We start from the raw sequence: 13,030 nt of genomic DNA on the forward strand, positions 1-13,030 counted from the left end.
TATGTCCACTTTAGTGAACATTCGCTTGACGAGCGCCGTCATGTCGTCTACCAAAGTTTACATGATCGAAGTCCGCCAGACAGTCCACTTCCGCACCTGGTTCGACGGGCTTCGTGACATGCGTGCGCGGGCGAAGGTCGATGCCCGCATCCGCCGCGTGTCGATGGGTAACTTCGGCGATGCCAAGTTCTTCGATGGGATCGGCGAACTGCGGATCGACTTCGGGCCGGGATACCGCGTCTACTTCGTGAAGAAGGGCAACGCTCTGGTGATCCTGCTCGCAGGCGGAGACAAGAAATCGCAGAAGCGGGATATCCGCGATGCAATCGAGATGGCGAAGGAGATTTGAGCCATGGTTACGACCACAGTTTGGGATGTGACGGAGCATCTGGACAGCGAAGAGGCGATTGCCGCCTATCTGGATGCGGTCATGGAGGAAGGTGATCCGGCGCTTGTCGTGGCGGCGCTTGGCGACGTTGCGAAGGCGCGCGGCATGACCGATATCGCGGCCAGGACGGGTGTCAGTCGCGCAGGGCTTTACAAAGCGCTTGGCGAGGGTGGCAATCCGACCCTGTCCAGCCTCATGGGCATCATGAAGGCGCTGGGCGTCCGGCTCGCCGTCGCCGCCTGACATGCACCACTATTACGGCATCCTTCATAAGGATAGTGACAGCGCCTACGGCATCCACTTTCCGGATCTGCCCGGCTGTTTTTCGGCCGCTGACGACGAAAACGACATTGTCGCGCGGGCAAGCGAAGCCATTGCGCTCTGGTTGGAAGGAAGGCCGCCGGTAAAACCGAGCGACTTGCGCAGCATCACCCGAATCGCCAGGGCCGATATCGCTCGCGGCGGGACTATCGTGCTCGTGCCCTGTCCTGCCCTGCCTGCCCTGTCACGATAGGCCAGCCTGCGCCGCCGCCAGATCGGCCGCGCTGACGTCGCGGCAGGTGGCGCGGATCATCGCCCCCCATAATTGCAGGCTGGCTTCGAGCACCGCGCCAGCGCGCCGCGTCGACATGCGATAGCGCCGCGCCGCCTCGGTCAGCGCCAGATCGCCGACGATGACGTCCAGCGGCAGCGCGGCCCTGCCGCCCAGCGCAGCGCGCCAGCGCGAATAGGCGACCTCTGCCCGCACCGCGCCCAGAGCTTCCCAGAACGCGTCGCCGTGGCGCGAACTATCGACGCGTGTTTCCAGGCTCGCGGTGCAGATCGCGACGTCCGCGCCGATCCGCTCGGCGACCGTCCGTATCTCCTGCGCCCAGCCCACCTCCTCGATGGCGAGCCGCCCGCTGGCATAGAGCCGCGCGACCGCGCCCTGCTGGACGCGGCTGGCATGATGGTGGGTTTCCGGCGTTCCGTTGCGCTTGTGGCTGAAGTCGGCGATCAGCTCCGCGCGCTCCTTGCGAAAGGCCCGCTCCTGCGCGGCCTGCTGCGGATGACGTCTAGCCCAGGCGCTGCGCTGGAGCGACGCCCATGATGGCGTCCTAGCGCCCTGCCCTTTCTTCGCCCCCGTCCGCGCCATATCCGCCGCCTCCCTGCAACGGCGCATTATGACCGTGCGGGGAGTGGCCGGGCAGGCCCGCTTTTGTAACAGGCATTTCGATATCCAGCAGCGGCACGGATGCGGGATCGAGCACCAGATAACCCGCATCGCGGACATGGCGCACGGCTTCCTCCTGCGCGCTGAGCGGCCGGACGCCCCGCGTCTGGCCCGGCGCGCGATGGATGCGCCCCTCCGCTGCCAGCTTGCGGATGGCGTCCTGCACCCGCGAACGGTTGGAACCGATCGCCGCGGCCATCTCGCTCAGCGAAGGGCCGACGCCATGCGCCGCATAAAAGGCGCGGATGAACGCCAGCACTTGCAGCTTCCTGCTCGCCATCTGCGGCGACAGGCGCGGTATGTCGTCGATCATGCCCAACAGGCTGCCTCCCTGCCCGCCGGAATATAGGAGAAAATCACCATTTTTCCAATTAATAGGGCGAACGCGGGCGCTGCCGCATATCTTCATGGCTGGGTCCGGTTGGCGGACACACGACCAGTCTGATCGCCCTGTCCAGCGCTTCCTGTTCCCCTTCCAAGGTGGAGGTGCCGAACCAGGCATGATGTTCCCCGTTGCGCCAGGTGCGTGCCTCGGCGTGCCAGTGTCCTTCCTTGCACCACGTCCGCCAGCGGTAAGTCAGCCCATGCTTTCGGGCATATTCGCGGAGTCGGCTGTCATCGGGCATAAGAACATATAAAGAACGTCTGGCGCGGCGGTCAACGCGCGCGGAACGCCCGCGCTATTCCGGCGGCCATTTCAGACCCTCGGTCTGGAAGGTGAAGTTCGGCTCGCCGCCCTGATAGATCTCCAGCGACACGACGACCTTTTTCGCGTTCTTCAGCCGCGTGATGAACTCGGCCGGACTGGCAACGAACACAGTGTCGGAACTATGGTCGGAAGCGCCATTCATCCGGATCTTGCGCGGCGCGGCGTCGTCGAAACGCACCATCGCTGAACAGCCGTCATAGGACCGGCAAAGCAATTGCCCACTGCTGAGCACGAAATACACGTCCGTTCCATGACGCGGATGCCGCCGCACGCTCATCCTTACATCGGATCCGCCGCTATAAGGCGGGGCAAGCTGGACGACATTGTCGCTGGTGACGCTTGCGACGTTCCATGCCTTGCCGCTCATCTCGTCGGTTCCGGACGAATAGCTCCAGCCGGGCACCTTTTCGGGAAGGGCCGCGCTTTCATCCAGCGACGCCAGGGACACCGAAGGAGAAGGCGAAGACGTATCCGGTCTATCGACCAGAGCGGCCACCACGATCAATGCGAGAATACCGCCGATGATCCACCTTAGTCGATTTCCTTTCGGCTTGGCTCCTTCACCCTTTTCAAGATTCCAGCCGCATGACCCGCAGAAGCGATCGCCGGGGCGCGTCTCCGCCCCGCAACCCGTGCAATTCGCCATGGATAACTCCCCCCGTGCCATTTCCTCCAGACTACACCTTAGGCTATGCAACCTATTCCCCGTCGGCTTGCGCCTTCAGAGCCTGACTGAGTTCCAGCGCCCATGTCACTTCCTTTCTATGATGCTGGCCATCCGCATCCATGATCAAGCCGCAATGATCTAGAATGAGGCGGGTGGCGCGCTTTCCAATCGGCGAAGTCCTCAGTCGTTTCAGGGCGAGCAACACATCCCTTCCGTCTGGAGCGATGGCGGGCGAACGATGCATCGCGGATTCGACCATCGCATCATCGCCGCCGAACCGCATGACATAAGCCGTGATCGCCGCTTCCAGCGCATCGGCCTCCATCGGGTGATAGTCTCCGTCGCACTTTGCCATGAACAGGGCGATCTGGACGAAGGCAGTGAATCCCTTGTCCTCGAAAGGAAGCACGCCGGTTGACGCGAGCGTGTCGAAATGGCTGATGGGATCGACCAATTCGCCGGTCGACAGGTCCATGAGTTCGCGGATGTTCCCGATCTTGAACATCCGGGGCCGCTCGCGGGAATGGCAATAGGCGTGGACATGGGTCGCCGCGCCATACCCGTCCAGCTTGCTGCAGGTGATCTGCCGCCAACTCTCGACGCCCTTCGCGTCGACATAGGCGATCTCGCATGACCAGGAAGAACTTTGATCCCGTTCCTCACTGTGGGCGGCGATCATGTCATCGTCGTCATCCTCATCGCAGCCCCACGTGAGGCTAATGCCAAGCGGCTCCGGCGTGACCTTCAGCCGCAGAAACTCATTCGAGAACATCTATTCCCCCTTATTCCCCCGTAAAATCCTGCCTCTTGTCGTGAACGGACGATGATGGCGCATGCGTATTGTTCACCATGCACTCCAGCACAGTGAAAACCGCGCCTTGTGCGGTCGGCCCGAGCAATCGAAACAGATCGACCAACCGCGCCTCGCCTTGGCTGATGCTATCGCTCACCCGCTGACCACTGAGGATCCAATACCAATCCGCGCCCGCATCGCCGATTCGAAGGAGGTATTCAATGGAAGGCAGCGTCCCAGATTCATAACGATGTTGTGTATTGAGCGTCACGCCTCCGAGGCCCGCAAAATCCTTTTGAGACAAGCCCATAGCGTTCCGCGCAGCCCGAAGCCGCATCGGAATATTATCAATTTCGATAATATCCTCTTGACTGTTCATCACATCTAGTAAACATCTGTCGCCAGTTACAACAGAATGGCACATTGCACATGTCGGGGGTCGGAGTCACACATTCCGAGAGCCAAAAGGCGCGCGCGCGGCGCATTCGTGAACGGTTCGTCGCATCCGGGACGAATATCAGCGAGTGGGCGCGTGAACGCGGCTTCTCGGTCAGCCTCGTCCAGTCTGTTCTTCAGGGCGATCGTCCCTGCCGCCGCGGCGAATCGCATCGCATCGCCGTGGCTCTTGGCCTCAAAGATGAAGTGCCTGCGCCTGGCACGGATGTCCCCGTTCGCTCGACGGCTCCCGATCGTCTCGAAGGTGTGCGCCCATGATCGCTGCATCCTTCCTCGCTATCCGCCGCGCAGTCGTTCGTCTTGGCGAATTGCAGCCGCATTTTCGTCCCCGTGACCCCGGCGCTTCGACCCGCGCCGGTCACGATCCTGCCGGCGCCGCCCCCCAAAGCGCGGCGCCGGTCTTTCTCATCGGGCGTCCCGGCCGCCCTGGTCCCGCTGCAACCTGGCCGTATGCCGGGATCGAGCGATCGGCGACCCTTCCCCTCGTCGTCCTGAGCGCAGCCGGGAATCTCGCATGACGAAGCGCCGCCCACCCCTTTCCCTCGATGCCGCCCTCGCGCGGATAGCCGGGCAAATCCCCGGCGGCTGGAAGACGATGGCCGAACTCGTCGGCTATGAGGAAAGCTATGTCCGTGCCTGGGGCGACGAAACCCGCGACGGCAAGATCAACCTGCCCGCCGCGATCACGCTCGATATCGCCTATCAGGCGGCGGGCGGCACGGGCGCGCCGATCTACACAGCCTATGGCGACCTGATCGGCGCGGCGCAGGCGGATCATTTCGGCGACAAGCAGGAACTGCAACGCGCCACCATCGACTTCATGCGCGAGAACAGCGAGGCGGAAACCGCCCTGCTCGAAGCCGCGCAGCCCGCCGCTGGACCGCTCGAGGAAGCGAAGGCCCAGCGCGAACTGCTCGACGTCCGCAACAAGGCGGACGAGCTGCTCTTGCGCATGGGCCGCAAGCCGCCCTGATCGCGCGGGCGGCCCCCATCCCGATCCTGGGGTGAACCACAGGATGATCGGGGGTGAACCCCCGGTTTCGAAGAACAGGAACCCAGCCGACCCGGCGCGACTCCGGGAGGGCTTTTTTGCTGCCCGGAAAGATACGGATGATGACTCCCGGCACCTATATCGCGAAGCGGCGGCAGGCGGCTGGCCTGTCGATCGATGACGTCGCCGCGATGGTCAGCACATCGCCGCGCCTGGGCGTGATCGATCGGCGCGCCTGGATCGAACGCATCGAGCAGGACGTCGCCTCGATCAGCTATGATGTCGCTGCCACGCTGGCCGATGCCTTCCCGTTGTCGCTGCATGTCCTGAAGCAGCTCATCGACCTACGCAGCTTCGGTCAATGCTCGGGGCCGGAACCCAGCCTCTGCATTCATTGCGGTTGTTCCGACCGCGACCCCTGCATCGATCCCGAAACCCACGCCGCCTGCGGCTGGGCGGCCGGGGACATCTGCACCTCCTGCACCGGAAAGGACTCATCCCATGCGGCATGAAGTCATCTCAACGAAGCTGCACCCACAGGATTGCCGCTGCAAGCTGCATCGGCCGCAACACAACCGCTGGGCGGCAGCTATGGAACCGGGCGATCTGGACAGCCTGAAAAAGGGCGTCATTATCGCCCTTTGGGGCAACGGATTAATCGCCGCCGCCCATTATGCGCCGACCGTCATCGACTGGCTGTCCTCGTGATCGGAGTCGCGCTCACCCGTCAGGATATCGCCGCAGTAGGCAAGGTTTCCGAGAGCCTGGGCTTAGGCTTCATCGCGGCCGCCAACACGATTCTGCAGCCGATAGCCGCGCGCGAACTTCCCCCGCTTTCGACGCCGGTCCTGCTCGACGAAACGGGAAGCGCATGGATTCCCCATGCTTGGCGGGCGGGCTGCTTCACTTATACGCCCATCTGTGAAGGGATAGGCGCCGCCTGGACGCCCGTGCCCGAGATCGGGAAAGTCCTGCTGGCGTTCGCCGGCGGCAACCCTTTCGCGCCCACCGATGAGGCCATCGCCATCGTGCTCAGCCGGGATGGCCTGCGAGAACTCATCGCCGATCTCCGGTCGATCGATCGGCAATGGGACGCGCGGGACTGATGGCCGACCTCGCCGCCGCCGCCCGCCGCTTCGTCCAGTCGCCCGCCTATAGCGAGCTGACGCTGCGCCAGCTTGCCTTGCTCTGCGTCGTCGCCGACGATGAAGGTCCGCATCATGTGCGGCATCTGGCGGCTACGCTCGGCGTATCGAAGCCGGTCGTCACCCGCGCCGTGCATCTGCTGGCGCGCCGGGGCCTTCTGAAACGCCAGCGCCGGCAGGACGATCGCCGCGATGTCGTCATCGCCACGACAGAGGCCGGGCGGGATCTGCGCGACTGGTTTCGCGACCCCGCAAACGGAGGGCATCGTGGCTGAGGCGCTGGCCTATCGCCCGTCCAACGGAACCGAGGACGACCTGTTTCTGTCGCGCTGGTGCGACCGCTGCGCCCGCAATGACGGCGGTTGCGAAATCCTGTCCGCGACCATGCACTTCCGGGTCACCGATCCGGAATATCCGTCTGAGTGGCGGACGGATGAGGCGAGCGGCCCCCGCTGCACCGCCTTCGATGCGCTCGATCCCCTCGATCAGCCGTTCGACCCCGCCGCCGCGATCGGACTGCTGCTATGACGGCCGCGATGAATGAGCGGCAGGAGATTCTCGACCGCTTCTATTGGCAGCACGGCCCCTGCTGCGCGGGCTGCGACCATTGGCGCCACATCAACGCGCTTTTCGGCGAGTGCGTGAAATCGCAGCCCGGCCTGTCGGGCGCCGATCGCGCGGCCATGCTGGGGATGACATCCATCTCGGCGCAGATCAGCGCCGGTCGCGCAGTGACCAAACGCGACGAGCATTGTGGCGCCTTTGCCGACGCGTTCGCCTGGCGCGCCCTGCCTCTCCCCTATCTCAAGCGAATTGGAGCGCCACTGCGATGAGCCGCGAAACCATCCCCGTCATCGCCTGCGACCGCTGCCGCCTGCGTCTCGAAGTGCGTGAGGAAGGCCAGGACAAAGGCTGGGGCCGCGCCTGGGCAAGTGCACCGCATGCCGATCCGGCGAAGCCGATGTCCCGGCAGATCGGCGGCGATACCATGCAGGCGGATCTCTGCCCGGCCTGCGTGGAGGATCTGTTTGCGTGGTGGACGTCGCCGCCGGCGCGCGAGGACGCGATCCCGGCCGCGCCCCCCGCCCGCAAAAAGCCCAGCCGCCGCCGTCTGGCCGATATCGTCGACCAGGCGCTGCGCGAGCAGGCCACGGAGTCGATCGACGCCATCCGGGAGCAGCCGACGTCCATCCTCAGCGGCGAAATCGTGCCGGGCGCCCTTGCTGGCGTCGAAATGCGCGCCAGGCGGATCGCCCGCGAATTGAGTGAGGAACTCGACTGATGTGCATCATCACCGATATCGCCGACACGCTTGCCGCTATGCCGCGCGGCCAGACTTTCCAGATCCTGCTGGGAAACAGCGGATGGCATGCTCTTCACGCCGCGGCGCACTGGATCGACAACGCCTCATCGAAAAAGCAGGCGGACTGGCATGCCATCAAGGATCTCGGTCGCTCCCAGACGACGGATTTTCAGGGATGGAGCCTTGAACCGGCCGGAACATACTGGCCCGTCCCGCCGCAGGGCGAAAGGCGGGCCGCATGATGTCTCTCCCTCCCTCCTGCGGATCATGCACCCTGTGCTGCACCGTGATGAAGGTCACGATGCCGTCGTCGGTGAAACCCGCCCATACGGCTTGCGAACATTGCACGCTGGCGGGCTGTTCGATCTATGCCGACCGGCCGGATGTCTGCGCGGAGTTTCAGTGTCTGTGGCTCGCCACCCAGCAGGCGCCACAGTTCGCAATGCCTTCCTCCTTCCGCCCGGATCGCTGCGGCGTCCTCATAGATTTGAACGCTGCAGGCACCGTGCTCGCGCATTGCGCCTTTCCTTCTTCGTGGAAGCGGCAGCCGATTCACGGCTGGCTTCTCGGCATGGCGCAGCGGGGTCATAATGTTCTGCTCCATAGCGCACACGCGGATCTGTTGCTGAAGGCGGACGGGTCCACCCAGCCGTTGCGCTGCATCGGCGTCGATCCCGTCACGAAAAATCGGGTCTATGTCCCCGAGGCGGCCGCATGAGCCGCGTGGGCCGATCCTTGCCCAAGCGGGCCAGCCCCTGCACCTGCCCGGAATGCCAGGCGCTCGACGCCGAATTTCCGAACGAAGGGCGCCAGCTCGCCCTGATCGAAGCACGGTCGCGCTGCGCGTCCGCCCCTCCCGCCCGTCTGCCGGCTGGCTCCCCCCAATCACCCGCCCGGCAGGCGAAGCGGCCCCGCGCCGGGCGTGTGCCTCGAAGCGAGTCACATGCCTCGCTTCGACCCGGCGCGGGGAAAGCATCCCCCGAAAACCTCCACGCCAGGGAGAGCAGCTCCAGGAGAAGCCCCATGTCCTTTACCACCATGACGATCGGCGATCTATGTGTCTCGCCTTATAATGCGCGCATCAACCGCCACGACGCCGAATCCGTCGACGGCATGGCGGGATCGCTACTGAATAGCGGGCAACTCTATCCGCTCATCGTCCATCCCATGTCCACAAAGAAGGGCGCGCCGAAACAATGGGGCGTCTTCGCGGGAGGACGCCGCTATCGCGCGTTCCGCATGTTGATCGACAGCGGCCGGCTTCCCGCCGACCATCCGATCGAGGTCATCGTCCGCGATATCACGGACGAGGCGGAGCTAGTGGCGCTGAGCCTTGCCGAAAACCTCGTCCGGCTCGGCCTGCGAACCTATGAGGTCTATACGGCCGTCGTGCGCGCCCATGAACGCGGCCGCTCGCTTCAGGAGATCGCGGACACCAACGGCCAGCCCGTCACGACCATCCGCCAATGGATACGTCTCGGTCGCCTTCATCCTGCCATCTTCGCGGCGCTGGAACAGGAAGAGATCGCGACGCCCCATGCGATGGCGTTCGCCGCCACCGAGGATCATCAGCTCCAGCTCCGCACCTTCGAACAGTTCATGCAATTGTCGCTGCCCCAGCGCCGCGACAAGGACGCGCCGACCGTCATCCGCCGGATGCTGAAGATCGGCGATAGCGAACTGACGAAGATGCTGCGCTTCGTCGGCGAGAAAGCCTACGCCGACGCCGGCGGCCGCTATGAGCTGGATCTGTTCGCCGAGCAGGCGGAAGAGCGCGGCCGCATCGTGGACGAGGGCCTGCTCATGCAGTTCGCCGACGCGAAGCTGGAACGGGTCCGCGACCTTCTGCGCCGCCAGGCCGGCCGTGATCTTCGCTTCGAGCGGGAATATCCCCGCGATCCAGAATTCGGCGGCGTATCGCGCGATCTGGAGATCGCGGCCGAGCCGATGCCTCTCACGCCAGCCGACGCCGAACGGCTCGCCTTCCTTCAGAACGAGATGACCGAACTGGAAGCGAAGGCGCAACAGATCCTCGACGCGCCGGATCTCGACGAGGAGCAGCGCGCGTCCCTGATCGCCGCCATCGATGTAGATTATGAGCCGATGGAAAGCGAAGTGGCGGAGATTGGCGACCGCATGTTGCTGCACCTGCCGCAAGGCGACATTTTCGGGACGTTGATCGTCCAGCAGGACGGTTCGCTCGAAACACGCTTCTGGTGGGCGAGCCGCAAGGAAAAGCGCAAGGCTCTCGCTGCCGAACAGAAGAACGCCGCCACTCCCGCGAAACCCACCGCCGTCTCTGCCGGGCCGATCGCCCGGCCCGCCACCCCGGAAATCACTCCGGCATTCCGGCCGACGCCCATGACCGGCGGCCGCGCCATCGATGCGAGTTACGGCTTCGGCGAACGGCAGAAGGCCGACGCCGCGATCAAGGAAGAACACGGCCTGACCGGCGAGGGCGTCCAGATTATGCGGGCAATCCGCCGTGAGACCCTGCGCGCCGGCATCGTCCAGGACGCCGACGAACTGGAAGGCATTCTGGGTCAGGACTTCGTCATCTGGTCGCTTGCCCGATACGAACTGAGCGGTGGCTATGGTTACGAGCTGGGGGCACGCCGGCTGAGCAGCGGCTATGCGGATCGCTCCGATCAGGCAGAGGCTCATGTCCAGCGGACGGAAGCGCACCGGGTCTGGCAGGCAGCGCTCGGCGAGGTGAAGGTGCATCCCAGCATGACCGGAACGGATCTGGCGCTTGCCTTCGATGCTTTCCACAACGAAACCTATCAGTTCCGCCGCATGGTTGGCGCGATCGTCGCCGGCCTGATGCTGGAACGCAGCCTCAACGCCGGCGGCTATCAGGTGCCGCTTCACGATCAGCTTGCCTTCTATTGCGGCCTCGACGACGCGGCGGAGGTTCGCCGACTGGTCGAGCCGACAGAAGAGTTGGTCGACCTGTTCCCCAAGGCGCACCGGATCGCCATGGCGCGGCCGCTGGCTCCGCCCGTCGCTTCCGCCAGTTGGGAAAAGCTCAAGGCCGGCGAACTCACATCGCCCGTCACCCGCGCGCTGAAGGCCGCGAAACATTGGGTGCACCCCCTCCTGCGCTTTGGCGAGGACGAACCTGCCCACGCCATCGAGGAGGAAATGGCGCAATGAGCACCGATCATCTGCACCGGCCGATGCCCGACGCCGCCCGCGCTGTCGGCGAACGGCTCGAACCGGAAGCGGCCGCGCTACTGAAGCGCGCCTTCGACGAGGTGATGGCGATCGAGGCGCTCGGCCCCACACGCCATCATGACGCCTTGTCCCTGATGTTCGCAATCTGCGCATCGATGACCGCGAAGGCGATCATCATGTTGGCAAAACTCTATCCGGCCGCACCGTCTGACTCGATTTGGCAGGCCGGCATCGTCGACCTGCAGATGCAGGCCTCCAACGATTTCGCGACCTATCTCGCCATGCTTCAGGAGAAGGGGGACCGCCAATGACCCTGCTCGATCTGCTCGCCACCATCATCATGGCCCGCCTGCCCCGCTCGCCCGAGGATTGGGCGCCGGGCGATCTTGCCGTCTGCATCGACACCAGCAGATTTCTTTCGGACGAGATCAATCCGAAAGAAGGCGATTATCTCCGTGTCTCCCGCCCGTGCAGCGGCGGGCTTTTCCTTCATTTCGAAGGCAAGCCGGACACACGGCACTGGCTTGCCGTCTGTTTCCACAAGGTGAAGCCCGACGCCAAGCCAGCCGACGATGAAGAATGGGTCGAGCAGCTCAAGCATATGCGCCGGAGGGTCGACGCATGACGCAGGCCTATCCGCTTCATTGGCCCGATGGCCTGCCCCGCACCGAACGTAAGGCCGCGTCCCAATTTCGGACCAGCCTTTCTGCGGCGCTCAAGAATGTGAAGGGCGCTCTGGAATCGTTCGGCCGCGATAGCGGCAAGCCGGTTTCCAACATCGTGCTGTCGTCCAACGTCGGGGGTCTGGACCTGGAACCGCCCAGGGACACCGGGGTCGCCGCCTGGTTCACATGGGAGGGCGAGCAGCGCTGCATAGCCGTCGATCGTTATCCTAAGCCTGAGGACAATCTCCAGGCGATCTTCCATATCCTGGAAGCGCGCCGCACGGAGATCCGGCACGGCGGCCTGCATATCGTGCGGCAGACATTCAAGGGCTTCACGGCCCTCCCTGCACCGGAACATTGGACACAGGCGCTTGGCGTCTCGCCCCACGCGACCGCCGAGGAAGTCAACGCCGCCTATCGCCGGCATGCGCGCGCAGCTCATCCCGATCAGGGCGGCAGCGGCGACCAGATGGCCCGTCTCAACGCGGCCCGCGATGCCGCCATCCGTCAGATCGGAGGGCCGCATGGCGTGTGAAACTGTCAAATTGCCGGCCGGTGGCGCGGCGATCGTCTGCTTCTCAGGCCGCCGCGCCCGATGCTCGTGCGGCCGGTCAGCGCCATTGCTCTGCGACTGGAAAGTGCCGACGAAAAAAAGCGGCACATGCGATGCGCCGATCTGCCATCCCTGCGCCATCTCTCCTGGACCTGACAAGCATCTGTGCCGGGCGCATCGGCCAGCATTTGAAAAATGGAAGGCGGAGCAATCATCCCGCGGAGCGGACAGATGAGTCTCCCGTGGATCCGCAAGACCTACCGCGTTCCCGCCCGCCGCGGCGGCCGCGTTCGATATACCGGCTGCGGCCGCAACAAACTCGGCACCATCCGATCCGCCAACGGCGGCCATCTCAACATCCAGCTCGACGGATGGAAATTTTCCATGCCGTTCCACCCTACGTGGGAGCTGGAATATCTCGACCAGGGAGCATTTCAGTGAACGCCATGTCCTCTGCGCCCACGCGGGAAGCGTATTTGCGTCTGCCCGCCGTGATCTCCGCAACGGGTCTCAGCAAGGCGACCATCTACCGGCGAATCAAGGCTGGCGAATTTCCAGATGCCTACTCGCTTGGGGGGCACAGTGTCGCGTGGAAGCGCTCCGAACTGGAAGACTGGATGGAAAACCGCATGCCCCGCGCGAAACCGGGGTGAGCAAAGCGGGGGCACCTGTGGGGGCACCAATCAAGACGGAACTTCCAAAATCCACGAATTTTCACGGGAATTAGCGCAATGATAGAATCCTACTCGGGGAGCCAGATCATTTTTGGGGATGTCGATCGCTTAACCGAGATCGAACCATTCCCGCTTTTCCCCCGAAAATTTACCAATCAAATGGCCCCAAAATTGAAAGGGGATTTCACCTTTCGCGTATCGCGCGTTCGACAAGACCAGATCGAGGGTCCGTTGCTCGATGGCCGAAGACTGTCTTGGGAAGTCTTCATAGGCATTGCGCGCGATATCCAGTAAAG

General features: G+C 63.9%; 25 protein-coding genes. 20 read left to right on the forward strand and 5 right to left on the reverse strand.

Annotated elements, in window-relative coordinates; translation table 11 throughout:
• The first annotated feature begins 40 nt into the window (after positions 1–40).
• Genes IQ35_RS05635 through IQ35_RS05645 form a run of 3 tightly spaced genes read left to right on the forward strand, consistent with a single transcriptional unit; the run spans position 41 to position 902 of the window.
• Positions 41–349, forward strand: a complete 309-nt coding sequence (locus IQ35_RS05635) for a type II toxin-antitoxin system RelE/ParE family toxin (protein WP_242003289.1) — start codon at positions 41–43, stop codon at positions 347–349.
• A gap of 3 nt (positions 350–352) precedes the next feature.
• Entirely contained in the window at positions 353–631 is a 279-nt protein-coding gene (locus IQ35_RS05640) for an addiction module antidote protein (RefSeq protein ID WP_145072231.1), read from the forward strand.
• A 1-nt stretch (position 632) separates the two neighbouring features.
• On the forward strand, positions 633–902 hold the full coding sequence (locus IQ35_RS05645) for a type II toxin-antitoxin system HicB family antitoxin (protein WP_145072232.1): 270 nt from the start codon (positions 633–635) through the stop codon (positions 900–902).
• On the opposite strand, the gene IQ35_RS05650 is transcribed toward IQ35_RS05645, so the two are convergent.
• The 5 genes from IQ35_RS05650 to IQ35_RS05670 form a co-directional block, all read right to left on the reverse strand.
• The gene (locus tag IQ35_RS05650; protein WP_242003290.1) at positions 894–1,523 is read right to left on the reverse strand and encodes a hypothetical protein; all 630 of its coding nucleotides are present in this window, start codon (positions 1,521–1,523) and stop codon (positions 894–896) included. The genes IQ35_RS05645 and IQ35_RS05650 overlap by 9 nt on opposite strands.
• Entirely contained in the window at positions 1,486–1,914 is a 429-nt protein-coding gene (locus tag IQ35_RS05655) for a LexA family protein (protein WP_242003296.1), read from the reverse strand. Before IQ35_RS05655 ends, IQ35_RS05650 begins: the two co-directional genes overlap by 38 nt.
• 367 nt (positions 1,915–2,281) lie before the next feature.
• Positions 2,282–2,956 (reverse strand): zinc ribbon domain-containing protein, encoded by a 675-nt coding sequence (locus IQ35_RS05660; RefSeq protein WP_145072234.1) that lies wholly within the window; start codon positions 2,954–2,956, stop codon positions 2,282–2,284.
• A gap of 52 nt (positions 2,957–3,008) precedes the next feature.
• Positions 3,009–3,749 (reverse strand): tellurite resistance TerB family protein, encoded by a 741-nt coding sequence (locus tag IQ35_RS05665; protein WP_145072235.1) that lies wholly within the window; start codon positions 3,747–3,749, stop codon positions 3,009–3,011.
• A 10-nt stretch (positions 3,750–3,759) separates the two neighbouring features.
• Positions 3,760–4,149, reverse strand: a complete 390-nt coding sequence (locus IQ35_RS05670; protein ID WP_158636596.1) for a helix-turn-helix domain-containing protein — start codon at positions 4,147–4,149, stop codon at positions 3,760–3,762.
• 50 nt (positions 4,150–4,199) lie between these two features.
• On the opposite strand from IQ35_RS05670, the gene IQ35_RS21875 reads away from it, so the two are divergent.
• From IQ35_RS21875 to IQ35_RS05755, 17 genes are all read left to right on the forward strand, one after another.
• Complete coding sequence (locus tag IQ35_RS21875) at positions 4,200–4,484, forward strand: DNA-binding protein (protein ID WP_145072237.1); 285 nt, start codon at positions 4,200–4,202, stop codon at positions 4,482–4,484.
• A gap of 256 nt (positions 4,485–4,740) precedes the next feature.
• On the forward strand, positions 4,741–5,199 hold the full coding sequence (locus tag IQ35_RS05680) for a hypothetical protein (RefSeq protein ID WP_145072238.1): 459 nt from the start codon (positions 4,741–4,743) through the stop codon (positions 5,197–5,199).
• A gap of 137 nt (positions 5,200–5,336) precedes the next feature.
• Positions 5,337–5,729, forward strand: a complete 393-nt coding sequence (locus IQ35_RS05685; RefSeq protein WP_145072239.1) for a helix-turn-helix domain-containing protein — start codon at positions 5,337–5,339, stop codon at positions 5,727–5,729.
• A complete protein-coding gene (locus IQ35_RS05690) occupies positions 5,719–5,925 on the forward strand; it encodes a hypothetical protein (protein ID WP_145072240.1) in 207 nt (68 codons plus the stop codon). The genes IQ35_RS05685 and IQ35_RS05690 overlap by 11 nt, the downstream gene beginning before the upstream one ends.
• On the forward strand, positions 5,922–6,323 hold the full coding sequence (locus IQ35_RS05695) for a hypothetical protein (protein ID WP_242003291.1): 402 nt from the start codon (positions 5,922–5,924) through the stop codon (positions 6,321–6,323). The genes IQ35_RS05690 and IQ35_RS05695 overlap by 4 nt, the downstream gene beginning before the upstream one ends.
• Positions 6,323–6,637 carry a MarR family winged helix-turn-helix transcriptional regulator gene (locus IQ35_RS05700; RefSeq protein WP_158636598.1) on the forward strand — a complete coding sequence of 105 codons (315 nt, stop codon included), beginning with the start codon at positions 6,323–6,325 and terminating at the stop codon, positions 6,635–6,637. Before IQ35_RS05695 ends, IQ35_RS05700 begins: the two co-directional genes overlap by 1 nt.
• Positions 6,630–6,890 (forward strand): hypothetical protein, encoded by a 261-nt coding sequence (locus tag IQ35_RS05705; RefSeq protein WP_145072242.1) that lies wholly within the window; start codon positions 6,630–6,632, stop codon positions 6,888–6,890. The genes IQ35_RS05700 and IQ35_RS05705 overlap by 8 nt, the downstream gene beginning before the upstream one ends.
• Positions 6,887–7,195, forward strand: coding sequence for a hypothetical protein (locus IQ35_RS05710; RefSeq protein ID WP_199739920.1), 309 nt, complete (start codon positions 6,887–6,889; stop codon positions 7,193–7,195). Before IQ35_RS05705 ends, IQ35_RS05710 begins: the two co-directional genes overlap by 4 nt.
• Complete coding sequence (locus tag IQ35_RS05715; protein ID WP_145072243.1) at positions 7,192–7,644, forward strand: hypothetical protein; 453 nt, start codon at positions 7,192–7,194, stop codon at positions 7,642–7,644. Before IQ35_RS05710 ends, IQ35_RS05715 begins: the two co-directional genes overlap by 4 nt.
• Positions 7,644–7,907, forward strand: a complete 264-nt coding sequence (locus IQ35_RS05720; RefSeq protein ID WP_145072244.1) for a hypothetical protein — start codon at positions 7,644–7,646, stop codon at positions 7,905–7,907. Before IQ35_RS05715 ends, IQ35_RS05720 begins: the two co-directional genes overlap by 1 nt.
• A complete protein-coding gene (locus tag IQ35_RS05725; protein ID WP_242003292.1) occupies positions 7,904–8,383 on the forward strand; it encodes a hypothetical protein in 480 nt (159 codons plus the stop codon). The genes IQ35_RS05720 and IQ35_RS05725 overlap by 4 nt, the downstream gene beginning before the upstream one ends.
• Before the next feature lie 305 nt (positions 8,384–8,688).
• Complete coding sequence (locus tag IQ35_RS05730; protein ID WP_158636600.1) at positions 8,689–10,821, forward strand: ParB/RepB/Spo0J family partition protein; 2,133 nt, start codon at positions 8,689–8,691, stop codon at positions 10,819–10,821.
• Positions 10,818–11,153: a hypothetical protein gene (locus tag IQ35_RS05735; protein WP_145072246.1), complete on the forward strand. Its 336-nt coding sequence runs from the start codon at positions 10,818–10,820 to the stop codon at positions 11,151–11,153. The genes IQ35_RS05730 and IQ35_RS05735 overlap by 4 nt, the downstream gene beginning before the upstream one ends.
• Positions 11,150–11,467: a hypothetical protein gene (locus tag IQ35_RS05740; RefSeq protein ID WP_145072247.1), complete on the forward strand. Its 318-nt coding sequence runs from the start codon at positions 11,150–11,152 to the stop codon at positions 11,465–11,467. Before IQ35_RS05735 ends, IQ35_RS05740 begins: the two co-directional genes overlap by 4 nt.
• Entirely contained in the window at positions 11,464–12,042 is a 579-nt protein-coding gene (locus tag IQ35_RS05745) for a J domain-containing protein (RefSeq protein ID WP_145072248.1), read from the forward strand. The genes IQ35_RS05740 and IQ35_RS05745 overlap by 4 nt, the downstream gene beginning before the upstream one ends.
• Positions 12,043–12,291: 249 nt before the next feature.
• A complete protein-coding gene (locus tag IQ35_RS05750) occupies positions 12,292–12,501 on the forward strand; it encodes a hypothetical protein (RefSeq protein ID WP_145072249.1) in 210 nt (69 codons plus the stop codon).
• 5 nt (positions 12,502–12,506) lie between these two features.
• Positions 12,507–12,713: a helix-turn-helix transcriptional regulator gene (locus IQ35_RS05755; protein WP_145072302.1), complete on the forward strand. Its 207-nt coding sequence runs from the start codon at positions 12,507–12,509 to the stop codon at positions 12,711–12,713.
• Positions 12,714–13,030: the final 317 nt, after the last annotated feature.

This window comes from Sphingobium wenxiniae (assembly GCF_007830065.1).
GTDB classification, from domain to species: Bacteria; Pseudomonadota; Alphaproteobacteria; order Sphingomonadales; family Sphingomonadaceae; genus Sphingobium; species Sphingobium wenxiniae.